Below are 22,212 nucleotides of genomic sequence, written 5' to 3'. Positions count from 1 at the left end.
GACAAGCGCTAGCGGCCAATTTGATCTGAAACCCATCTGAAAGGACCTCCCCATGACCCGTGAAGTCGTCGTCGTTTCCGCAGTGCGCACCGCCATCGGCACCTTTGGCGGCAGCCTCAAGGACGTGCCCCCCACCGAGCTGGGCGCGCTCGTGGTGCGCGAATCGCTCGCGCGTGCCAACGTGGAAGGCAAGGACGTGGGCCACGTGGTGTTCGGCCACGTGGTCAACACCGAACCCAAGGACATGTACCTCTCGCGCGTGGCCGCCATCCACGGCGGCTGCGGCGAAGGCACGCCCGCCTACAACGTGAACCGCCTGTGCGGCTCGGGCCTGCAGGCCATCGTCAACGCCAGCCAGTCCATCCTGCTGGGCGACACCGACGTGGCCATTGGCGCCGGCGCCGAGAACATGAGCCGCGTGCCCTTTGCCAGCCTGAACATGCGCTGGGGCGCCCGCATGGGCGACACCAAGATGGTGGACATGATGATCGGCGCGCTGCACGACCCCTTCCACAACATCCACATGGGCGTGACGGCCGAGAACATCGCCGCCAAGTGGGGCATCAGCCGCGAAGACCAGGACAAGCTGGCCGTGGAAAGCCACAACAGGGCCGAGCGCGCCACGCAAAACGGCCTGTTCAAGGACCAGATCGTGCCCGTCACCTTGAAGAGCAAGAAGGGCGACGTGCAGTACGCCACCGACGAGCACTTCCGCCCCGGCGCCACGATGGAGGACCTGGCCAGGCTCAAGCCCGTGTTCCAGAAGGAGAACGGCACGGTGACGGCCGGCAACGCCTCGGGCATCAACGACGCCGCCGCAGCCGTGGTGCTGATGGAAGCCGGCGCCGCCAAGGCCCGTGGCGCCAAGCCGCTGGCACGCCTGGTGGCCTATGCCCACGCGGGCGTGGACCCCAAGTACATGGGCATCGGCCCCGTGCCCGCCACGCAGCTGGCGCTGAAAAGGGCAGGCCTCACGGTGAACGACCTCGACGTGATCGAAGCCAACGAGGCCTTTGCCGCCCAGGCCTGCGCCGTCACCAAGGACCTGGGCCTGGACCCGGCCAAGGTCAATCCGAACGGATCGGGCATCTCGCTGGGCCACCCCATCGGCGCGACCGGCGCGCTGATCACCGTGAAGGCGCTGCACGAACTGCAGCGCGTGCAGGGCCGCTACGCGCTGGTGACCATGTGCATCGGCGGCGGCCAGGGCATCGCCGCGATCTTCGAGCGCATCTGACCCGTGCCGCCCGGCCTTGCCATCGCCAGTGGCGATGTTGCCACCCTGTATCGGCAAGGCCAGCCCCGCGCAGGATCGGCGATCATCCGTGGGTGCTGGCGCCAAGACCAGCAGAGCGGAGCGCGCCTGCGCGGCCGCCTGTCCATATTGAACCGACGGAGACATCTCTCACCATGATTCGCACCCTGCTTTCCTTCACCGCCCTCGCCTTCGCCGTGGGCACCACCGCGCACGCCCAGGCCCCCGCACCGGCTGCGGCCTACCCCACCAAGCCCATCCGCCTGATCGTGCCCTTCCCGCCCGGCGGCGGCACCGACATCCTCTCGCGCCTGGTGGCCACCAAGCTCACCGAGAGCGCCAAGTGGACCGTGGTGGCCGACAACAAGGCGGGCGCCGGCGGCACCATCGGCATCGGCGAGGCCGTCAAGGCGGCCCCCACAGGCTATGACCTCGTGATGGGCCAGAAGGACAACCTCGTGATCGGCCCCTGGCTCTACAAGAACCTGCCCTGGGACCCCACCAAGGACCTGACCGCCGTGGCCCACGTCGCCTACACGCCCGTGGTCATCGCCACCAGCGTCAACTCCAAGTACAAGACCCTGGCCGACGTGGTGGCCGCCGCCAAGGCCGCGCCCGGGACCATCACCTATGGCTCGCCCGGCAACGGCACGTCCATCCACCTGGCGGGCGACCTGTTCGAGAAGGCCGCGGGCGTGAAGCTGAGCCACATTCCCTACAAGGGATCCAATCCCGCGCTGATGGATGCGCTGGCGGGCAATGTGGACCTGCTGGTTTCGTCCCTGCCCTCGGCCATGGGCCAGATCAAGTCCGGCAAGCTGCGCCCCCTGGCCGTGACCTCGGCCAAGCGCAGCTCGTCCCTGCCCGAGGTGCCCACCGTGGCCGAGTCGGGCTTCAAGGACTTCGACGTGAGCACCTGGTACGGCGTGTTCGCCCCCGCCGGCACGCCGGCCGCCGTGGTGAGTGCCATCAACGCCGAGATCAACAAGCTCCTGGCCACGGCCGACATGAAGGCCGCCATCCATGCCCAGGGCGCGGAGCCGGAAGCCATGTCCGTCGCGCAGTTCGGCACCCTGCTCAAGACCGACTACGCCAAGTGGAAGGGCATCGTCGAAGCCTCGGGCGCGAAGATTGAGTGACCCCCTGAGGCGCTTCGCGCCTTCCCCCTGAAGGGGGACGCAGCCGGTGGCCTGGCAAAGCCAGATCCACGGGTGCACTGGCGAAGGGCGTGCCTGTTCCACGAGCTGTGGAATGTGGGATGCGCTGGTGCGCGGCGCCATCGAGAACTGAAATGAAGAACGGCTCCTTTCGGAGCCGTTCCTCATGGGGGATGGCGCTCAGTCCCTCACGACCAGCACCGGGATGTGCACCACGCCCAGCACGCGCTGCGTGACGCTGCCCAGCACCAGCTTTTCAAGCCCGCGGCGGCCGTGCGAGCCCATCACGATGAGATCGGCGCCCGTGCTTTCCAGCGCGCGCAGGATGCCTTCATGCACTGCGTGGCCTTCGCCCACCACGGTGGTCACCGGCACGCCAGCCTCGGCCATGGCCTTCTTGGTGGCATCCAGGGCGCTGTTGGCCTCGGCGGTGGCCGCGTTGATGTACTGGGCCTGGCCGTAGGCGAAATCAGCCCCCACGCCCGTGAAGGGATAGGGATCGACCACGTAGACCGCCGTCACGGCGCTGCCAAAGGTCTTGGCCAGGGCCGCGGCCTTGGAGACCGCGAGCATCGAGGTATTGGAACCGTCGACTGGAACCAGAATGTGCTTGAACATGGTGCTTCTCCTTGAGTTGAGTGTGGGACCTGGCTTGTGGCCCGGCCATGGACATCAGTTTGAACGCCCACCATACCGCGCATCTTGATTCGCATCAAATCGGACGCACTCCCTTGCCGGCGTTCAGCGGCCCGCAGGGGCCTGCCCGACCACATCCGCCCCCTGGAAACCACCCCGGCGGCAGGTGACCACGAGGGTGTCGCGATGCCCCCCCTCGCCCAGGGGCTGGATGGGCGTGGATTCATGGATCATGCGCGCATCGTCCAGCAGCAGCAGGGACCACGGCTCGGTCAGCGTGAAGCGCTGGCCGCTGGGGCCCGCCGCCTCGAACACCCGCGTCTCGCCGCCCTTGATGCCCTCGCGCCCCACGAGGAACACGGCCACCAGGTCGACGCCGTCGCGGTGGGCGCCCTCGGGGGTGGGCCGGCCAATGCCGTCGGTGGTGTCGATGCGGAACTGGTGGGCCTCGACGAACCAGGATGCAGGCGCCTCGGAGCGCGCAAACACGGCCTCGGACACCCCGGCCAGCGCTGCCAGCAGCTGCTGCCACACCGGCCGGGCGACGGTGGCGGGCTCCATGGGGGCAAACCAGCGCTCCATGCCGCCATGCAGCGCGTTGTACTCCACAGGCTGCCAGTGCGCGCGGTGCGGCACCTGCCGCACCTGCCCGTCCTGCACCACAAAGCAGGCATGGCGGCGGCGGCGGTAGCGCCCGCCGTCCTTGAGGAAATCATCGGGGGGCAGCCCCGCCCAGTCGCCGTTCAGGCCCAGCAATTCCGGCAGGGCGCAGCCCGTCCAGCGGGCCACGTCCGCCGGCGACAGGACGGCAAAGCCGTTCTGCCGCAGCTGGCTGGCGACATCCTGGGGGGCGGTGAAGGGGGGAGAAAAAGTGACTTGGGCCATAGAGGCCCGAGCTTAACCGCTGGTGCCGGCACCGCGTCTGCGATGGCGCAAACGCGGTGCAGCGCGGCGCGGCCTTGCAGGGAGGTGCGCCGCGCGGTCCGTCAGTCAGTCAGTCGCGGTGGCCATGTCCATGGCCCTTGCCATTGTTGCCGCGGCCCCGGTCATGGTCGCGGTCCTGCTTGCCGCCGTGGCGATGGTCGTCATCCCACCGGCGGTCATCGCGGCCAGGGCCCCGGTGCGGAGGGCCACGGCGTGGTGGCGGCTCCTGCACGAAGTACACCGGCTGGCTGCACGCGTTGTAGCGCGCACAGTGCTTGCCCCAGTTCTTGGCATGGCCGGGCGGCACGTAGAGGTAGATCGGCGAGCGCGGCACCACGACCGCGGGGCGGTGGATGATGACCGGCTCGGCATACAGCAGCGGCGGCGGTGGCGCATTGCCGATGTTGATGCGGCCGTACACGCCGGGGGCCAGCTCGCCGCCCACCGTGGCATTGATGTAGGTCTGCGCATGCGCGCCGCCCGCCGCGGCGAGCAGCAGCGCGGCCGCCGCGCCAGACAGGAGGAGACGGATCGTGGACATCGTGGTCATGGTTGTGGTTTTCATCGGGAACTCCTTGCTTGTACCGCCCGGAACAGCACACGATGTGCGGCTGCGGTGCGCGGACCCTGATTTGTAACAAAGCCCGCCCTACCCTAAACCCGAATCCGCGCAAAAGATGTAAGCAAATGGCGACAGAACCGGGCTGCCCGCCGCCGCCCCACGCCGCCTGAAGCAGGTTCATCCGGCGGCCCGGCGTGCCCGGCAAATGCGTGCAGCCGCCGGGCTTGGAGTAGCATGTGCCACCACCCGCTTCGGTCCAGGAGACAGCGATGCCCCACGAACGCCGCCACTTTGTCCGCGTCGGCTTTGACGCGCCGGCCTTGCTGACCACGTCCACCGACGCCTTCAGCGTCCACGTGCAGGACCTTTCGCTCAAGGGCGCGCTGCTGGTGGCACCGGCGCAGGCGAACCTGCAGACCGGCATGCTGTGCCAGCTCACCATTCCCTTGGCCGAAACCGGCAACCACATCGCCATGTCCACCGAGGTCGCGCACGTGGAGGGGCTGCACACCGGTCTGCTGTGCCGCGGGATCGACCTGGACAGCGTGACCCACCTGCGCCGCCTGATCGAGCTGCAGCTGGGCGACCCCGCACTGCTCGAACGCGACCTGGGCGAGCTGACCGCGGCCTCCTCCCTTTCCTGAACAAGCGACGGCCCCCGGCGCCGAAGCCGGCCGGGCTTGCGGCGGGCGCAGGCACAGGCAGGCCCCGCCCTTGACCGCGCCGTGCCTGCCCGGGCTCGGCATGGCGACGGCATTCATCACGGCATCCCTCACGGCATCCATTCATTGACACTCATCAATTGACGTTCCGGCGGCACGCGCCATAATAGATTCATAAAACATGAATCTTTAAGCACCATGCAAGACCAAGCAACCACCGCAGCCACCATCGACGTGCGCGCAATCGCCCCCCGCGAGCGCCATCCGTCCATTTTTCTCGCCTTTGGCAAGCTGGCTGCCGGGCAGGCCATGGACCTGGTCAACGACCACGATCCCCGGCCGCTGTACTACCAGTTCCAGGAAGAACTGCCGGGCCAGTTCACCTGGAGCTACCTGGAGAACGGGCCCGCACAATGGCGCGTGCGCATCCAGAAACAACGCGCCCCAGGCCACGGCAGCGGGCAATGCTGCGGCGCCTGCGGCGGTGCGTAGCCCGGGCCGGGACCCTACCGCCATGGCACTCCCTATCGGCATGGAAGAACCGCGCCCCGCCCCGTCCCGGCGGTTGGCCCTGTTCGCGCTCGGTTTCCGGCCGTTCTACCTGCTGGCAAGCGTGTTCGCAGCGCTGTCCGTTCCCTTGTGGGCGCTGCAGTTCTCCGGCGCGCTGGGCCGCCCCTATCTGGCGGGCCCGCTCTGGCATGCCCACGAGATGCTGTTCGGCTTCGCGCTGGCGGTCATCGTGGGCTTTCTCTTCACCGCCGGCCGCAACTGGACCAATCTTCCCACCCCGACGGGATGGCGCCTGGGTGCGCTGGCCGCCCTGTGGGTGGCGGGACGGATTCTGGTGCTCACACCCTTCGCAGCCACGGCCGCCGTGGTGAACGTGGCGTTTCCGCTGGCCGCGGCGGCCAGCCTGGGCATTGCGTTCTGGAAGGCGCGGAACCAGCGCAACTATTTCTTTGTGGCGCTGCTCCTGCTGCTGGGCGCCGCCATGCTGCTTTTCCATCTGTCGCAGCTGGGCGTCTTTCCCGTCCCCGCAGGGCTCGGCATCCGGATCGCGCTGGACGTGGTTCTTTTCATCCTGGCCGTCATGGGCGGGCGCGTGATCCCGATGTTCACCAACAACGGCGTGGCGGGTGCGCAAGCAACCCGGCGGCCTGCCGTGGAAAAGGCCGCGCTGGGATCGGTGCTGGCCCTGCTCGCCGCGGACGCCACGGGCCTGGGCGGATGGCCACTGGCCACCATCGCGGCATTCGCCTGTCTGGCTCACACCTGGCGCTGGGCGCTGTGGCAGCCCTGGACGGCGCTGCGCGTGCCGCTGGTCTGGGTGCTGCACATGGCCTATCTCTGGATTCCCGTGCACCTGCTGCTTCGCTGCCTGGGCGACCTGGGCCTGGCGGCCTCCTCCCTGGCCACCCACGCCCTGACGGTGGGCGCGGTGGGTGGGCTCATCATCGGAATGATGACGCGCACCGCGCGCGGCCACACGGGGCGGCCCCTGCGCGCGGACCGCTGCGACACCGCCTGCTACCTGCTGGTGCTGCTGGCCGCCGCCGTGCGTGTGGCGGTGCCGCTCGCCAGCCCCGCGCAGACGGTGCACGCCAGCCTGCTGTCCGCCGCCCTCTGGTCGGCAGGCTTTGCGCTGTACGCCGTGCGCTACTGGCCGGTGCTGTCCCGCCCACGGGCCGACGGCCATCCGGGGTAGCGGCCGTGCGCCGCGCCGCCGTCAGGGCCATCTCCACTCCGGCGCCAGCCCACCGGGTCCATGGTGCGTGCGCGCGGCTGGCCGTGCCCTCCCTCATGCCGGTGCGAAGAGGTAGTCCTGCAGCTCCAGCCGGCTTTGCACGCCCAGCCGTGTGTAGATCTGGCGGCGGTGGTAGGTGGTGGTGTTCTCGCTGATGCCCATCCGCGTGGCGATCTGCGCCTCGGGCAGGCCGCGCGCGAGCCAGTACGCAAGCTCGTGCTGGCGCTGCGGCAGGCCCAGCGCGCGCAACGCGGGCAGCAGCTGCGCCACGCGCGAGACCCGCTGGGTGATGTGGATGCCCGCCGCCCGGCCTTCGCCGGCCGCGGCAGCCATCAGTGTCGCGCGCAGCGAAAACGCGCCGCTGGCGTTGCGCAGGTCCAGCTGCGGCGGCGCGCGGACGCTGCCCCCCTGGCGGGCATGTTCCAGGCGCTGCAGCAGCGCCTGGAGCGCGGGCGGCAGTTCGGCACGCCGGTACCAGCGCGGCCCGAACGCCAGCGCCATCAGCCGGTCGGCCTGGGGCGATGTCCACAGCAGCTGCCCTTGCGGCGAGGCCACCAGCATGGCGCTTTCATGCACCACGCTGTCGTGCGCATCCACTTCGCCGGGCTGCAGGATGCGCGCCAGCCACGGCTCCAGCCGGGCCAGCAGGGCTGCGTCTTCGGCCCCGAAGCGCGGCGCCTGCGGCCTGCGATACAGCTTGAGCGCGCCCACGCCCGCCCCCTGTGGCGTGCGCAGCACCAGGCTCAGGCAGTCCAGCAGTTCCGCAGGGCGCAGCGCCAGGTTGTAGAAGTCGCTGCGCAGCAGCTCGCCCATCGGCACGGTGATCAGCTGCTCCATCACCTGCGGCCCATGGTCGTCGCGCACGGCGGCGGCGAAATCGTGGGCGCTGCGGCGGATCACCTTGTGCTCGCTCGCCCTCACCTGCGGCTCGAAGTACAGGTGCATCAAGTCACGCGCCAGCGATGGCTCGATGTACACATCCAACGCGCCGTCGCTGCCAGGGTGGAAGTAGCCGCTCGTGTCGAAGGCGATCAGGTGGTGCAGCTCATGCAGCAGGGGTTCGATGAGCTGCGGACCGTTGACGTCCAGACAGGCCAGCTGTTGCAGGCGCGCCAGGGCGCGCCGCTGAATACGGGAAAAAGGCATGGAGTAGTTGAGTTATGTGCCACAGCGCATCCAGGCAATGCGTGGAGGCAAAGCTAGCACACCGGCCCCCCACAGCAACCCACCCCCAGGGGTGGGGCGCGGCGCCCCGGGGACGCATGGCCTCTGCTTTTTGGCGCCGGGCCCGTGGTGGCGCGGCGCCCCGGCCGGGCCGCCATGCAAGGTTTCAGCGCGGCCACGAACCGCCGCGTGTCTCTTTGGGGGTACCCGCCCCCCCCCGCAAGCCGCGCAGCATCCTCGCGGTTTCTTTAGAACAGGGATGAGGGTGACTGCCGTTCCCACTGGGGGGAAGGCTGCAGCTCGCCAAAATGGCTTGTCTCGGATTCAATCGCATCCTCGACCAGATGCAGCAGGTGCGCTGCCCGCAACTCATCGTGCGGGTCGCGCACACCGGTGAAGTCGTGCCGCTCCACGCGGATGGACAGGCCTTCGAAGTTGGGATCGGTTTCTGGCAACCCCTGGGCCAGGGCCTCTATTCGCTCGAAGGCCTCGCGGGCGACCGTCGGCGCGACGGTGATGGTGATGGACATACCGCACCTTCCATTCTGGGCGCTGCGGTACTTACGGCGAACTGCCCAGCTCCGGTCGCAACCAAGGTTTGTCCCCATCATGCGCGGACAGGGCGAACAATGGTTTCCCCCATACCCCTGCGGACAGCGTGGTCGGCCTTCCAGAGGCAAGGCATCCACCGTCCGCTGCAAGCGGTCCCGCCCTGCGGACAGGCCCCGCTTGCTCTCGCTGATTGCGCGCCCCACCAAACCCGCTCCCGCCAGGCCTTCCCTTCGCGCCGCTGCGGTACATGTCCAGCCAAATACTGTATATTTACACAGTATTCGTATTTCCCTGGAGCGAAAACATGAAAACCGCCGCGCTCAGCCACGCCCTCCCCTGCTGGCTTTTTGCCGGAGCCACGACGCCCCTGCTCGTGGGCCTGTTCGCCGTTGCCCTCGTGCTGCGCAGGATTTGGAAATGGGCATGACCTCCGCACGCCCTGCCCTCCCAGGTCATGGCTTGTTGTCGGGCGCCTTGGGGTCGTCCTGAGCCTGGTGGACCGGGTTCACGCCCCGACGGACCGCTGAGCCCTGCTGCCGGCTCTGGCCGCCAGCCTGCTGTTGCTGGCATGGCTGGCTGGCTACCGCATGGCCAGAATGCTCCCAATTTGATAGCTTATAGCGCTTGATGCACAAGCGCCAGCGGGCCAAAACACCTCAGACAATATCGCCGACCGCCAGGCACTCGAGCAGCTCCGCCCGGCTCGCCACGCCCAGCGCCGCATAGAGCTGCCGCCGGTGGTAGACCACCGTGTTCGCGCTGATGCCCATGCACCCGGCGATGCGCGATTCGGGCAGGCCGCGCGCAAGCCAGTAGGCCAGTTCGCGCTGGCGCGGAGGCAGGCCGGTGCGGCCGAGCGCCTCCAGCAGGCGGGCCGCGGGGGCCACGCGCTGGGTGATGTGCAGGGCCACGGCCTCGCCGGGGCCGGTGGCCGCGGCCAGGGGTGCGGCGCGCAGGTGGAACGCGCCGTGGGCGTTGCGCAGCGCCATTTCCGGCGCGGGCGCACCGGGCAGGCGCAGGCGCTGGATGAGCAGCTGCAGCGCATGCGGCAGCGGCGCGCGGCCCGCGCCGCGCCAGCGCCAGCCCAGCGCCTGGGCCATGAGCGCCTCGGCCTCGGGCGAGGCCCACAGTGGCTGGCCCAGGGGCGTGGCGACGAGCACGCCCTCGCGCAGCACCTCGCCGCCCGCGTTCACGCCGCCGGGCCACAGCGTGCGCGCCAGCCACGCCTGCAGCCGCGCCAGCATGGCCAGGTCTTCGTCGGCAAAGGGCCGCGCCCCGGGAGGGCGGAACAGGAACAGCATGCCCACACCCTGGCCCATGCCCTGGCCTTGCGGCGCGCGCAGTGGCAGGCTGAGCCAGTCGGCCACGCCGGCGGGGCGCATCACCACGTTGTAGTAGTCGCTGCGCAGCAGCTCGGCGGCGGGCACGCGCAGCATCTGCGCCAGCGACTGCGGGCCGCGCGGGTGGCGGGCGATGTCGTCGCCGTGCTGCAACACGTTGTGAAAGACCCGCGCCTCGCTCGCCAGGATGCGCGGGTCGAAGTGGTCGGGCACGGCGGCCTGCACGGCGGGGTGTTCCATGTGCACGTCCAGCTCGCCGCCCGCACCGGGGTAGAAGTAGCCGCTGGAGTCGAAGCCGATGAGCGCGTGCAGCGAGGCGAGCACGGACGCGATCAGCTCCGGACCGCTCGCATCCAGGCGGGCGAGGTGGCGCAGGTGCGCAATGGCGTTCGTCGCCTGGTGGTGCGTGGGCATGGAGGGCCGAATCTATCGGCCCCGCGCGCCGCGCGGCCTACCCCAGGGGGGTAGTTGTCGATGGGGGTGGCAGCAGCCGCTCGGCCAGCCCCTGGCGGCCCTGCACGCCCAAAGCGTCGTAGAGCTGGCGGCGGTGGTAGGCCACGGTGTTGATGCTCACGCCCATGCGCTCGGCGATCTGCGACTCCTGCGCACCGCGCACGAGCCAGTAGGCCAGCTCGGCCTGGCGCCGGGGCAGGTCCTGCGCGCGCAGGTGGGCGAGCAGCCGGGTGCCGCGCGGCACCCGGCGGGTGATGTGGATGGCGGCCGCCTCGCCCGCCCCCGCCACGCCCGCCAGGCGCGTGGCGCGCAGCGAGAACGCGCCGTGGGCATTGCGCACCGCCACGTCGGGCAGCGGCGCCTCGCCGTCCGTGGCGGGCCAGAACAGGCGCTGCACCAGCAGGCGCACCACGTCCGGCAGATCACTGCCGCCGCCCGCGCGCCAGCGCGTGCCCAGGGCCAGCGCCAGCAGCGCCTGCGCCTCGGGCGACATCCATTGCAGCCGCCCATCGGGCGACACGACGAGCAGGCCCTGGCCGCAGACCTCGCTGTCGCCACCGGCCTCGCCCGGATCCAGCGGCTGCAGCGCGCGCGCCAGCACGGGTTCGAGGCGGCCCAGCGCGGCGGCGTCCTCGGGCGTGAAGCGCCGGTCCGCCTCGCGGCGGTACAGCCACAACATGCCGACACCCTGGCCCGCGCGCGTGTGCAGCGGCAGCTTCAGGCCATCGCCCACGTCGCCGGGGCGCAGCACCGCGTTGAAGAAGTCGCTGCGCACCAGCTCGGACAGGGGCACCTTGGCCATCTGCGGCAGCATCAGCGCGCCGCGTTCCACCCGCAGCGCCTCCTGAAACAAGCGCGCACCCCGGTGCATCACCCGTGCCTCGCTCGCCAGGATGCGCGGGTCGAAATAGTCGGGCATCGCGGCCTGCAACACGGGGCTCTCCACGAACACCTCCATCTCGCCGCCCGCGCCGGGGTGGATGAGGCAGCCCGCGTCGAACCCGATCAGGTGGTGCAGCTCGCCCAGCACGGGCGCGATGGCGTGCGGCCCGGTGGCATCCAGGCAGGCCAGTTGCCGCAGATGGGCGGCGGCTTGGGTGGCGCGGCGGGGCGTGGGCATGGTTTTTTTCACGAAAGCGCGAATGTAGCGCGCCGCGCCGCCGCACGACTACCCCGCCGGGGTGGGGCCGCACGGGCGATGCGCCCCTAGCCTTGCGCGCATCCCCACGGCGGGCCGGCCCGGCTGCCTGGATACATCGACAGGACGTGCGCAAACAAGGATGCCACAGCGGCCTTGCCATGGTGCAAACGTCTTTCCGGAACCCGTTCTTGCGTAAATCCTCATCGAATTTGATAGCTGCCAGCGCTTGCACAGCAAGCGCTTCCGGCCATTTTTACTTCAAACCAAAACCTTGTCCTCGTGAACACTGCCATGCCCCTTGCCATCACCCACACCCTCGCCGCGCTGGCGCTGGTCGCCACCACCGCCAGCGCCTGTGCGGCGGGCGCCGCCGACCCGGCGCACTTTCGCCTCACGCCCGCGCTGCTGGACCGCATGGAAGCGGCGGCGGCCGAGCTGCGCAAGCTGCCGCAGGCGCCCGGGAGCAGCGGCGATGAGGACGACGACGACGCCGAGTCGGTCGAGGACCTCGCCCGCAAGCTCGACGCCCACCCCCAGGTGCGCGCCGCGCTGGCGCGCCAGGGCCTGACCAGCCGCGAATACGCCACCGCCACGCTGGCCGCCCTGCACGCGGGCATGGCGCTGGCCGTGGAGAAGGCGCCCGGCGCCCAGCCCGCGCCAGGCTTCACGCCCGAGCAGCGCGCCAACGTGGAAGTGATGCGCGCGCGCCGCAAGGGGCGGCCTTGAGCGCTCTTTTTCACGTCCTTTTCCCAACGACAGCACATCCAGAGGAATGCTTCTTTCCATGCCCGGCCACAGCCAGCGCTGGTGGCGCGCACCCGACGCCCCGTCACCTACCTCGGCGACGAGGACGAATGCTCCATCGCCGCCAAGGACCAGCGGGCGCGATTGGAATCACTCCTGATTCGATAGCTTCCAACGCTTGACAAATAAGCGCCGGTGGCACTTTTTAACCTCAACCCATGACACACGCCATGCACCACCCCCTGCGCCACTGGCTCGCAGCCGTGCTGGCCACTGCCGCGGCCTGCGCGGCGCAGGCCGCGCCGTTCGCCATCACCAGCACCGGCACCATCGACCAGTCCACCTTCGCCGAAATCCGCGATGGCGAGCGCTACGCCGTCACAATGGTCTACGACAACGGGGGCAATACCGCCCAAAGCCAGACATGGCGGCCCGCCGACCTCAGGTGCGTCATCTGGCGCATGAACAATGCCGCCAACGTGGTCTACACGCAGGCCAGCTTCAACGGGGCGCAGTTCTCGGGCCCCTTTACCGCCACGGATGCCAGCGGAGCGCTGCTGCCCAACGGCTTGAACATCACCAGCCTGGCCAGCAACAACAACCCCTACACCGTCGATGGCTTGGTGCTCGCCACCGCCCCGAGCTGGAATGCCGAGTTCAGTGGGAGCATCAATACTTTCAGCGAGGGCATATCGGGCGGTCGGAGCTTCCGGCAGCTCAATCTGGGCCTGCGCATAGGCACCGCCAACCCCGTCGCCGTCGCCAGCGACTGCGAGGCGCCGCCGCTGCCGCCCGGCGTGCCCACCCAGGCCGCCGCCACGCCCGGCGATGGCGAAGTGGCCGTGCGCTGGCAAGCACCCGTGGGCGGCGCGGTGAGCGCCACGTCGGTGAGCTACACCGTCACCGCCCTGAACCTGAGCGCCGTCAGCGGCACCTGCACCGCGCCGCACCCCGCCACCAATTGCACCGTGAGCGGCCTGAGCAACGGCACCAGCTACCGCTTCCTCGTGAGGGCGGCCGCAGCGGACGGTTCCATCTCCCCTCCTTCATTGGCCTTCGCGACACCCAGCGCCAATCCCGCCCCTGGCGCCCCCACGGGCGTGACGGCCCAGCCCGGCAACGGCCAGATCACACTGAACTGGCTGGCACCCGTGGGCGGCACGCCGCCCGTGAGCTACACCGTCACGGCCAGCCAAGGCGGCGCCAGCTGCACCGTGCCAGCGCCCACCACCCGCTGCACCGTGCCGGGCCTGACCAATGGCACGGCCTACACCCTCTGGGTGACGGCCACCGGAGCCAATGGCAGCGTGTCCGCCAACTCGTTCCCGCTGGTCATCGCCACGCCCCGCGCGATGCCTCCAGGCCCCGGTGGTGTGCAACCCGTGCCCACGCTGTCGCAGTGGGGCGTGCTGCTGCTGAGCGTGCTGGTACTGCTGGCAGTCGTTCGCCGCCGTGCCATCCACTCCTGATTCGATAGCTGCCAGCGCCTTTCCAGAAAAGCGCTGGAGCCACTTTTAACCACAAAAAAGAGGATCTCACCCCCATGCACTCACCCACCCACCACCACCGCAGAGCCCTGCGGCGCCTGCTGCACGCCAGCGCGCTGTGCCTGGGCATGGCCGCCGCCCATGCGGGCTGGACCCCCATCGCGCCCATGGACGAGGCCCGCACGCTGCACACCGCAACCCGGCTGGCCGATTCCACCGTGCTGGTGGCGGGCGGCGACACCGGCAACGTGGATGGCGGAAACAACCCCATCGCCCTCGCCACCACCCGCCTGTACAACCCCGCGGCCAACACCTGGAGCAGCGGCCCCGACCTGCCCAGCCCCCGTTTCGGCCACACCGCCACCCCGCTGCCCGGCGGCAATGTGCTGCTGGTCGGCGGGCGGGAGGCCGGCCCGGTGAACAGCGCCAACGCCAACAGCCTCCTCTACAACCCCCTGACCAACACCTTCGCCGCCAGCACGGGCCAGCTGACGCTGCGCCGCTCCCACCACACCGCCACGCTGCTGCCCAATGGCACCGTGCTCGTGGTGGGCGGCCGGGGCATCGCGGGGCAGGAGGCGCTGTCCTCCGTGGAAATCTTCGACCCCGTCACCGGCACCTGGTCCAGCGGCATCGACCTGCCCGCCCGCAGGCGCGAGCACACCGCCACGCTGCTGCCCGATGGCCGCGTGCTGGTGGTGGGCGGCTACGACAACGGCAACATCGCCACCCAAAGCGCCTACCTGCGCGACCCCGCCACGGGCGCATGGACGGAGGTGCCCGTGCCCGCCCTGAACACCTTCTACCGTGCGCGGCACACCGCCACGCTGTTGCCCGATGGCCGGGTGCTGGTGGCAGGCGGCAACAGCCACGTCACGACCACCCTGGTGTTCAACCCCGCCGACAGCACCTGGGCGGCGGGCCCGAATCTCCCCGCTTTCGAGTTCGGCGGCAACAGCGCCACCCTGCTGCCTGGTGGCCCTGGCAACGTGCTGGTGGCAGGGGGCGACAGCGCGGGTGGCGCCAGCGTCATCGCCTCGACAGTCTCCTTTGCCTCCGGCCCGGGTCAAGCCACCCGGCAGCCCGACTTGGTCACCGCCCGCCGGGGCCACACCGCGACCCTGCTTGCTGGCGGCCAGGTGCTGGTGCTGGGCGGCGAAACCACTGGCAACGCCGTCACGAACACCGGCGAGCTGTACACCCACACCGCCCCCCTGCCACCCGCCAACGTCACCGCCCAGCCCGGCAACACCCAGGTCACCGTGCGCTGGCAACCCCCCGCAGGCACCGGAACCACGCCCGCCCACTACACCGTCACCGCCCAGCCCGGCGGCCGCACCTGCACCGCCAACTACCCCGCGACCAGTTGCACCGTGACGGGGCTGACCAACGGCACGCCCTACACCTTCACCGTTGTCGCTTCCGCCCTGGGCGGCATCGACTCGGCCCCCTCGGCGCCGCCCGCCGCCGCCACGCCCAGCGCGGCGGCCCCCGGCGGGCCGGGCAACGCACAGGCCGTGCCCACGCTGTCGCAGTGGGGCGTGCTGCTGCTCAGCGCGCTGATGCTGCTCGCAGGCGTGCGCCTCCGCGCTGTGGGCTCCTGATTCGATAGCTGCCAGCGCAGCCCCGACAAGCGCCGGCAGGGTTTCACAGGCCAGCAGCAGGGCGCCGGCAATTGCCAGCCCCCCTCACGCACAGGGGCGGCCGTGGCCACCGCGCAGAGCACGCCCGAAGGCTTGGCCAACCACCGCCGGTGTCGAGCAGACCCGCACTGGCCAGGCAGACCGGGCTCCCTGTGGGCTCTCTGTGAGCGCCTTTTCTTTTGCCTGGAGGGAAGCGGGTGTGCAAGCAGCCGCAAATCTGCGCGGATCCCGCTCAAGAGGGCTGGGAGGGAAAGACGGTCAACCAACCGATCAGCGGTCAAGCGCTGGCCGAGAGGACCGGGGTGGAGTGCTTGCCAAAGGTGCCGCCCGGCACCGAGCGACGGCGCTCCGGGTGTCTGCGCTATAACTCGACTTTCCCCATCTCTTTGCATCGAGAGCCACCACCATGAACCGCGCCGAACTCGTTGACATCCTGGCCTCCAGGAACAACCTGTCCAAGACCGCTGCCAATGCGGTGCTGGAAACCCTGATCGAAGCCGTCCAGACTGCGGTCAAGAAGGGCGACGCCGTTCAACTGGTGGGCTTTGGCACTTTCAAGTCCGCCAAGCGCGCTGCGCGCACGGGCAAGAACCCATCGACCGGCGCGGCGCTGAAGATCCCTGCCAGCACGGTGCCCAAGTTCGTGCCCGGCGCCAGGTTCAAGGCGGTGGTGGATCCCAGGGCGGCCCAGCGCAAGGCTGAAAAGGCGGGCAAGTAAGCCTGCGTCCGTCGCGCTGGCCCGGGGCCGGCGCGGTCCTGTCTCTTCAGACGCCAGGAGTTTTGCGCGCAGTGCGCGCAACCCTTGCGCTTCCTTGTGTTGTGCGTCGAGACGACCGGACTCCTTCCATCCTGTGCCCCTTCCCATGAAGCTTTCCGCATTCCAGTCCATCCGGCGCGAGACCGCAGGTCTTTGGCTGGGGGTGCTGGGCGTGGCGTTTTTTGGCATCACGCTGCCCGCCACGCGCCTGGCCACCGGCACGATCGATGCGCCGCAGCTGTCCCCCTGGTTCGTGACGCTGGGGCGCGCCGCGCTTGCGGGCATGCTGTCCGTCCTGTTTCTCGCGCTCACCAGGCCGCCCTTGCCCACCCGGGTTCAGTGGAAGCCGCTCGGGATGGCCGTGCTGGGAAACCTGCTGGGATATCCCTTGCTGCTGGCCTATGCCCTGCGCACCGTGACGGCAGGCCATGCGGCAGTGATCACGGCCCTGCTGCCCCTGGTCACCTCGGTGTGTGCCGCCTTGGTGCTGCGCCAGCGCGCGCGCCCGGGGTTCTGGGTTTGTGCCTTGCTGGGCAGTGCGCTGGTGGTGGCGTTCTCGGCGCTGCGGGCGCACAGTGCTGGCGGCCATGGGTTGGGCTTCGAGGTCGCGGATCTGCTCCTGGTCGGGGGCGTCATTGCCGCCTCCGTGGGATATGTCTACGGGGCGCAGGTGACTCCTGCACTGGGTGCCGAGCGTGTGATCTGCTGGGTGTGCGTGATGGCCCTGCCGGTGACGTTGCCCGCCACTTTCCTGTTGTGGCCCACGCAATCCGTGTCGGCGACTGCGTGGGCGGGATTCGTCTATGTGGGAGTGTTTTCCATGTGGGCCGGGTTCTTTGCCTGGTACCGCGGTTTGGCACTGGGGGGTGCGCTGCGCGTGGGCCAGGTACAGCTCTTGCAGCCGTTCTTTGCCATTGCGGCATCCATACCGCTGCTCGGTGAACCGGTGGATGCCGCCACGCTGGGGTTTGCGCTGGCGGTGGTGGCGACCGTGGTGGTGGGGCGAAGGTTTGCGTGACACGGTCGCTGCCAGATGCGTCCCGGGCCGCCGGTGCAAGCCGGTCATGTCGTCAGTGTCGCGCCCTGCGGGGTGCGTGCAGATCACGTACCATCCGCCCATGAATTCCTTCTCGAACGCATTCCGGGCCGAAGTCGTGCGCATGGCGCGCAAGGAGCTCAAGCCTGAGTTGCAGAGCATGCGCAAGGCGATCACGAACCACCGCTCGGAGATCGCTGCCCTGAAACGCGAAGTCAAGTCGCTCGCTTCGCAGCTCAAGGCTGCGAAGCGTCAGCCCCCCGTGGCGGAAGAAACCCCACCTGTTGCCAAGAAGGCCATCGCACAGGGGTCGAAGGCGGAGTTCCACCCCGAGGTCGTCCGGCAGATGCGCGCCGCATTGGGCATCACCCAGGCGCAGATGGCGCAGTTGCTCGGTGCCTCGCAGTTGTCCGTGAGCCGGTGGGAGTCGGGCAAGGCGCGTCCTCGGGCCGCGCAGCTGGCGCGCATTGACGACCTCCGGAGCATGGGGCCGAAAAACGCCCGGCGAAAACTGGGGCACGCCTGAAGTCAGTCGAGAACCTGCCTCAGCGCACGGTCTCCGTCTCCACCACCATGTCCAGCACGTAGGCGTAGGCCGATGCATCGGCCGGCACGTTCTGGCGCTTGAACCGGTTCACGCGCAGCACCGTGCGGGTGCCGCTCTCGTGGGCAAAGCCCTGGATCTCGTCGTAAAACAGGCTCCATGGGCCTTCCGACTGCTTCACGCCGTCAGCGGAATAGCGGATCTCGCGCACGCGCAGGCATTGAGCGCCCTTCATCACGCCGTGGCTGCAGGCCGCCCGCTGGGGCGCGACCTCCAGGAACAGTCGTTCGCCTGCGCTGCCGTACAGTGTCTGCGGCGTGGGCGTGCCCGCCAGCTCCCAGCGGCTGCCGTCGCCAAAGTGCAGGACCATGCGCGGCTGTGATGCCCCGCCGGGCAGCAGATCCAGGCGCTGGGCACCCGGCAGCTGGGCCAGCACCTGCTGCTCCAGGGCCATCAGCGCGCTGTCGGGGCAGGCGCGCAGCGTGCTGGTGGGACGCGCCAGCTGGATGCGATGGCCGTCGAGCTGGTATGCGGCTCCCACGGCATTGCAGAGGTTGCGCACCAGAAGCTGCCCCTTGTCGAACTGCAGCCGGACGGGCGCGCGGCCGTCCAGGCGCCAGTGGGCGGCCGCCCGCCCCTGGCTGTCCACCGCGGACGTCACATCCCACACATGGGACTGCACTGCGCCCGGCAGGCTGGCAGGCGGAAAAGGCTCTGGCATGGGTGCTTTTGGAGGTGGTGCAACCGTGGCACACGCCGACAGCAGCAGGGCTGCAGCGAAGGTGGTCGCAGCCCGAAGGGGTAGCCAGGGGTGATCAAGTCTCGTTGTCATTGCAAAGGGTTGATTTCTGATGGGTGGAGTGCCCGCACGCAAGCTGCGGGGCCGTGAACAGAGGCCATGCCAAGGGCGGCAAAGTACCTTCGATGCCCGCGCTTCCAATTGGTTCACGCCGGGGGGTGTCACGGCTTGCATGGCTTTGACCTGGTGGGCATCGGGAACACCTTTCGCGCCGCCCTGGCGCTGCTGCCAGCCGCCCGTCGCTTGACGGTCGGCCACGCCGACTCCTGGGCCCCACAACTTGCGTCAGGTGGCCAAGCCGGTGGGTGCCGCGTTATGCTTGCCCATCAATCGCCGAGGTCTGAGATGCGAAGCCTGAGCTCCTGGTCGTCGGAAAATCTGCCTGAATCCATGCGGTTGCGGGGCTGGCGCGATGCGCTGCATGCCGAAGTGCTGGAGATGGACGCCTTGCCGCTGCAGCGAGACGGTTTCTTCGGCAGCATTGAGCGCTGCACGCTTCACTGCATCCTCCCGCACCAAGCACGAGGTGCGCCGCAGAAGGTCCTGCGCTCCGCCGCAGAGATAGCCCGCGGCCCGCGCAATGCCTACTACCTGCTATCGCAGCCCCAGCTTCCATGGCGCGCCGTACACGTGGGCCGCACGAGCATTTTGCAGCCCGGGGATTCCATCCTCATCGACTCTCGCGAACCCTACGAGTTCGACTTTGGCGCTGGCCTGGACGACCTGTCGGTCGAACTGCCCATTGATTGGGTTGAGCGGTGGCTGCCCGAGCCTTCGCGGCTCATTGGACGCCCGCTGCGGGGCGACGCTGGCTGGGGACTGGCGCTGCGTGGCATCAAGGAAGCGTTGGTCCCTCGCGGCCTTGTGGATCGACCCTGCTCCCAGGACGAGTTGATCGAAGACCAGTTGGGAGGACTGCTGTCACTGCTGGACGATGTCGATGGTGCGCAGCGCCCCGCCATGCAGGTGGCCTACGAACGGTCCCTCCAGGTCATGCGCGCCCGTTTCATGCAGCCTGGGCTGACAGCGGCAGAGGTTGCAGCCGATGCCGGCTTGTCGCTGCGCACGCTGCACCGGGCGATGGCCGCGCAAGGCCAGGGATACCTGACCACGCTCATGACCCTGCGCGTGGAGGCCGCAGCGGGCCTGCTCGCTCAGCCGCGGTTTCGCCGGCTGGGGGTGGGCGAGATTGGCCGGCGCTGCGGCTTCACCGATGCGTCGCATTTCGCTCGCCAGTTCCATCGGCAACGCCAGATGACGCCACAGGCTTTCCGGGCGCATGCATTGCGCTGACAAGGCAGGCCGTCGCTGGCACATGGCGGCCAGAGACCTGGCGTGATACGGCCAGCCGCAGCGCACTTCGTTTCCTAGACTTTCCTCGCTGACGCCCGCAATGCTGCGGCGTTGAAGCGAGTGACTAAAAATTCCCAGGAGACAACATGAACATGAAAAATGCGCTCGACGAAATTCTTGCCGACGGCGTGAAACGAGGTCACGCACCGGGCGTACTGGCTCTCGTAGCCGATCGGGACGGCATCCTGTACGAAGGAAGCGCCGGTGAGCGCCAGTTGGGAGGCGGTGCGGCCATGGGCCCCGACACGGTGTTGTGGATTGCTTCAATGACCAAAGCGATTACTTCGGTAGCCGCCATTCAGTGCGTCGAGCGCGGCCTGCTGGACCTCGATGCGCCAGCTTCCCGTGTGGTGCCTGCCATTGGCGCGCTGGGGGTGTTGACCGGTTTTGACGCGCAAGGGCAACCGATCACCCGCCCACCGAAGCGCCCGATCACGCTGCGGCATCTGCTTTCGCACAATTCCGGCTGCAGCTACGAGATCTGGAACCCCGACATGCAAAAAGTGCAGGCGGCGCTCGGCATCCCCGGAACCATCGACTGCCGCTTGAAGGCGCTGGAACTGCCTCTGGTGGCCGACCCGGGCGAGCGTTGGGAGTACGGCATAGGCATCGACTGGGCCGGCCGCATGGTCGAGGCCGTGACCGGCCTCACGCTGGGCGAGTTCATGCACCAGAACCTCTGGGGGCCGCTGGGCATGACCAGCACGGGCTTCCATATCACGCCCGACATGCGCCAGCGCCTTGCCGGCGTACACCTGCGCGGCGAAGACGGCGCCTTTGCCCCCTTCCCTTTCGAGATCACTCAGGAGCCCGAGTTCCACATGGGAGGTGGCGCGCTCTACAGCACCGCAGGCGACTATGCCCGCTTCATGCGCATGGTGCTCAACCTCGGCCAACTAGACGGCGAGCGTGTACTGAAGCCGGAGACGGTGGTCAGCCACCTGATGCTCAACCAGATCGGCAACGCGCGGGTGAGCCTGCTCAAGGCTGCCATCGCGCTGACCGCTGACGCGGAGTTCTTCCCGGGCCTGCGAAAAACCTGGAGCTTGGCATTCCAGATCAATGAAGAGGAAGCCCCTACGGGCCGCCCCGCAGGCAGCCTCTCGTGGGCCGGCCTGGCCAACAGTTTCTTCTGGATCGATCCGCACACCGGCATCGCCGGACTGCTGGCGACCCAGACCTTCCCTTTCGCGGATGCAAGGGTCATGGATCTGTTGTACGCCTACGAGAAAGGCGTCTACGACGCCCTGCGCCGGACAAGGAAGGGATAACGGACAAGGTCGTACCGCCAGCGCCACTCAACCGTGGCGCTGGCCAAGTAGGCAAACAGCAAACAGGAAATGCATGCCGCCGTTGGGAAGGAGCAAGGAGCAGGCGGTATGCACCAGGCCGAAACTGAAAAATCCACCCCTGCCGACGAGCCGCCGAGGCCAAGTCTTCGGCTGTGTTTTTTTTGGGTCAGCCCTCAATGGCAGCCGCCGAGAAAAGCAGCCCGTGGACTGCCGGGCTTTCACGACCGCACCCCACCTGCAGCAGGCCGATCTCACCTTTGCAGGTGTTTTGAAAGCACTCACGACTGGCGGTTGACGGCAACGATGCGGTACACGCAACGCGTCGCGCCCTCCAACAGATGTTGCTCACGACTGACTCGGGCATCCGCACCAGCGACTTCCTGGAATAGCTGCAGTTCCGAACGGCAAAAACCCTGGCAGGTGCGCGCGGCGATGCAGATCGGGCAGTGGTCCTCGATCAACAGCCAGCCGCTCCGGTCACGTTCGACACGCGCCATGTAGCCTTCTTCGGTACGAACGGTGGCGAGCTGTTCAAGCCGCTCCTTCAGGGTCCGGCCTTTGCAGACCTGCAGATACGTGGCCCGCGCCTCGGCTTCGCGCTGCGCGATCAGCCGGTCCATCCCTTCTTCGCCAAACAACGCGCGCACCGACCCGATCATCTGTACGGCCAGCTGCGCATGCGTGTCCGGGAACCGGCCGTTGCCGGCCTCGGTCAGCACCCAGTTCTGGCGCGGGCGCCCCACGCCAGGCAGCGCTTCCTGCCGCCCCTCGATCCATCCCGACGCCACCAGTTTCTGGACTTGCTGCCGGGCCGCCTCCGGCGTCAGGTCCATCGCCGTCGCAAGCATGGAAGTGGATGCGGCGCCCTTGGACTTGATGAAAAAAAGGATGCGATCCGCCGTCGGCAGATCTGCCTTATTTTCAAAGTTTTTACTTGTATAAAGCATGGCACCCACTTAATATGCAA

The 22,212-nt window shown here is 68.7% G+C and carries 23 protein-coding genes; 14 read left to right on the top strand and 9 right to left on the bottom strand.

Annotated elements, in window-relative coordinates; translation table 11 throughout:
• Positions 1–52: 52 nt before the first annotated feature.
• The gene (bktB, locus tag AC3RCE_RS12055) at positions 53–1,237 is read left to right on the top strand and encodes a beta-ketothiolase BktB (protein WP_492255264.1); all 1,185 of its coding nucleotides are present in this window, start codon (positions 53–55) and stop codon (positions 1,235–1,237) included.
• 173 nt (positions 1,238–1,410) lie between these two features.
• Complete coding sequence (locus AC3RCE_RS12050; RefSeq protein ID WP_492255263.1) at positions 1,411–2,394, top strand: tripartite tricarboxylate transporter substrate binding protein; 984 nt, start codon at positions 1,411–1,413, stop codon at positions 2,392–2,394.
• A gap of 198 nt (positions 2,395–2,592) precedes the next feature.
• On the opposite strand, the gene AC3RCE_RS12045 is transcribed toward AC3RCE_RS12050, so the two are convergent.
• From AC3RCE_RS12045 to AC3RCE_RS12035, 3 genes are all read right to left on the bottom strand, one after another.
• Positions 2,593–3,030, bottom strand: coding sequence for a universal stress protein (locus tag AC3RCE_RS12045; protein WP_218295244.1), 438 nt, complete (start codon positions 3,028–3,030; stop codon positions 2,593–2,595).
• Between the two features lie 123 nt (positions 3,031–3,153).
• Entirely contained in the window at positions 3,154–3,933 is a 780-nt protein-coding gene (locus AC3RCE_RS12040) for a 2OG-Fe dioxygenase family protein (RefSeq protein WP_492255262.1), read from the bottom strand.
• 109 nt (positions 3,934–4,042) lie between these two features.
• A complete protein-coding gene (locus AC3RCE_RS12035; protein ID WP_218338732.1) occupies positions 4,043–4,537 on the bottom strand; it encodes a hypothetical protein in 495 nt (164 codons plus the stop codon).
• A gap of 266 nt (positions 4,538–4,803) precedes the next feature.
• On the opposite strand from AC3RCE_RS12035, the gene AC3RCE_RS12030 reads away from it, so the two are divergent.
• The 3 genes from AC3RCE_RS12030 (at position 4,804) to AC3RCE_RS12020 (ending at position 6,901) form a co-directional block, all read left to right on the top strand.
• A complete protein-coding gene (locus tag AC3RCE_RS12030) occupies positions 4,804–5,178 on the top strand; it encodes a PilZ domain-containing protein (protein ID WP_218295247.1) in 375 nt (124 codons plus the stop codon).
• 216 nt (positions 5,179–5,394) lie between these two features.
• Positions 5,395–5,688, top strand: a complete 294-nt coding sequence (locus AC3RCE_RS12025) for a DUF2249 domain-containing protein (protein ID WP_218295248.1) — start codon at positions 5,395–5,397, stop codon at positions 5,686–5,688.
• 22 nt (positions 5,689–5,710) lie between these two features.
• Positions 5,711–6,901 (top strand): NnrS family protein, encoded by a 1,191-nt coding sequence (locus tag AC3RCE_RS12020; RefSeq protein WP_218295249.1) that lies wholly within the window; start codon positions 5,711–5,713, stop codon positions 6,899–6,901.
• A gap of 93 nt (positions 6,902–6,994) precedes the next feature.
• On the opposite strand, the gene AC3RCE_RS12015 is transcribed toward AC3RCE_RS12020, so the two are convergent.
• Entirely contained in the window at positions 6,995–8,086 is a 1,092-nt protein-coding gene (locus AC3RCE_RS12015; protein ID WP_218295250.1) for a helix-turn-helix transcriptional regulator, read from the bottom strand.
• Positions 8,087–8,352: 266 nt separating this feature from the next.
• A complete protein-coding gene (locus AC3RCE_RS12010) occupies positions 8,353–8,634 on the bottom strand; it encodes a hypothetical protein (RefSeq protein WP_218295251.1) in 282 nt (93 codons plus the stop codon).
• A gap of 326 nt (positions 8,635–8,960) precedes the next feature.
• Here AC3RCE_RS12010 and AC3RCE_RS12005 point away from each other — a divergent pair, with 326 nt between their 5' ends.
• The gene (locus AC3RCE_RS12005) at positions 8,961–9,083 is read left to right on the top strand and encodes a hypothetical protein (protein ID WP_255590824.1); all 123 of its coding nucleotides are present in this window, start codon (positions 8,961–8,963) and stop codon (positions 9,081–9,083) included.
• 229 nt (positions 9,084–9,312) lie between these two features.
• Here AC3RCE_RS12005 and AC3RCE_RS12000 read toward each other — a convergent pair whose 3' ends face one another.
• The gene (locus AC3RCE_RS12000; protein ID WP_218295252.1) at positions 9,313–10,410 is read right to left on the bottom strand and encodes a helix-turn-helix transcriptional regulator; all 1,098 of its coding nucleotides are present in this window, start codon (positions 10,408–10,410) and stop codon (positions 9,313–9,315) included.
• A 37-nt stretch (positions 10,411–10,447) separates the two neighbouring features.
• A complete protein-coding gene (locus AC3RCE_RS11995) occupies positions 10,448–11,569 on the bottom strand; it encodes a helix-turn-helix transcriptional regulator (RefSeq protein ID WP_492245391.1) in 1,122 nt (373 codons plus the stop codon).
• A gap of 312 nt (positions 11,570–11,881) precedes the next feature.
• Here AC3RCE_RS11995 and AC3RCE_RS11990 point away from each other — a divergent pair, with 312 nt between their 5' ends.
• The 6 genes from AC3RCE_RS11990 to AC3RCE_RS11965 all read left to right on the top strand — a co-directional run bounded on the left by AC3RCE_RS11990 (position 11,882) and on the right by AC3RCE_RS11965 (position 17,783).
• Positions 11,882–12,316: a hypothetical protein gene (locus AC3RCE_RS11990; RefSeq protein ID WP_492255261.1), complete on the top strand. Its 435-nt coding sequence runs from the start codon at positions 11,882–11,884 to the stop codon at positions 12,314–12,316.
• 236 nt (positions 12,317–12,552) lie between these two features.
• A complete protein-coding gene (locus AC3RCE_RS11985; protein WP_492255260.1) occupies positions 12,553–13,803 on the top strand; it encodes an IPTL-CTERM sorting domain-containing protein in 1,251 nt (416 codons plus the stop codon).
• 74 nt (positions 13,804–13,877) lie between these two features.
• Positions 13,878–15,425: an IPTL-CTERM sorting domain-containing protein gene (locus tag AC3RCE_RS11980; RefSeq protein WP_492255259.1), complete on the top strand. Its 1,548-nt coding sequence runs from the start codon at positions 13,878–13,880 to the stop codon at positions 15,423–15,425.
• Positions 15,426–15,870: 445 nt separating this feature from the next.
• Positions 15,871–16,182 carry an HU family DNA-binding protein gene (locus tag AC3RCE_RS11975; protein WP_218295257.1) on the top strand — a complete coding sequence of 104 codons (312 nt, stop codon included), beginning with the start codon at positions 15,871–15,873 and terminating at the stop codon, positions 16,180–16,182.
• 145 nt (positions 16,183–16,327) lie between these two features.
• Positions 16,328–17,239, top strand: a complete 912-nt coding sequence (locus tag AC3RCE_RS11970) for a DMT family transporter (protein WP_492255258.1) — start codon at positions 16,328–16,330, stop codon at positions 17,237–17,239.
• A gap of 100 nt (positions 17,240–17,339) precedes the next feature.
• Positions 17,340–17,783 (top strand): helix-turn-helix domain-containing protein, encoded by a 444-nt coding sequence (locus AC3RCE_RS11965; RefSeq protein ID WP_218295259.1) that lies wholly within the window; start codon positions 17,340–17,342, stop codon positions 17,781–17,783.
• A gap of 19 nt (positions 17,784–17,802) precedes the next feature.
• On the opposite strand, the gene AC3RCE_RS11960 is transcribed toward AC3RCE_RS11965, so the two are convergent.
• Positions 17,803–18,522, bottom strand: a complete 720-nt coding sequence (locus AC3RCE_RS11960; RefSeq protein ID WP_255590827.1) for an META and DUF4377 domain-containing protein — start codon at positions 18,520–18,522, stop codon at positions 17,803–17,805.
• A 423-nt stretch (positions 18,523–18,945) separates the two neighbouring features.
• Between AC3RCE_RS11960 and AC3RCE_RS11955 the strand changes: the two genes are divergently transcribed.
• Positions 18,946–19,893: a helix-turn-helix domain-containing protein gene (locus tag AC3RCE_RS11955; RefSeq protein WP_492255257.1), complete on the top strand. Its 948-nt coding sequence runs from the start codon at positions 18,946–18,948 to the stop codon at positions 19,891–19,893.
• 146 nt (positions 19,894–20,039) lie between these two features.
• A complete protein-coding gene (locus tag AC3RCE_RS11950; RefSeq protein WP_369644018.1) occupies positions 20,040–21,224 on the top strand; it encodes a serine hydrolase domain-containing protein in 1,185 nt (394 codons plus the stop codon).
• A gap of 299 nt (positions 21,225–21,523) precedes the next feature.
• On the opposite strand, the gene AC3RCE_RS11945 is transcribed toward AC3RCE_RS11950, so the two are convergent.
• Positions 21,524–22,192 (bottom strand): helix-turn-helix transcriptional regulator, encoded by a 669-nt coding sequence (locus tag AC3RCE_RS11945; RefSeq protein ID WP_492255256.1) that lies wholly within the window; start codon positions 22,190–22,192, stop codon positions 21,524–21,526.
• Between the last annotated feature and the right edge of the window lie 20 nt (positions 22,193–22,212).

This window comes from Acidovorax sp. GW823-FHT05D11 (assembly GCF_058795695.1).
Note: the sequence above shows the minus strand (reverse complement) of the source record. Positions and strands in the feature narration are given on the sequence as shown.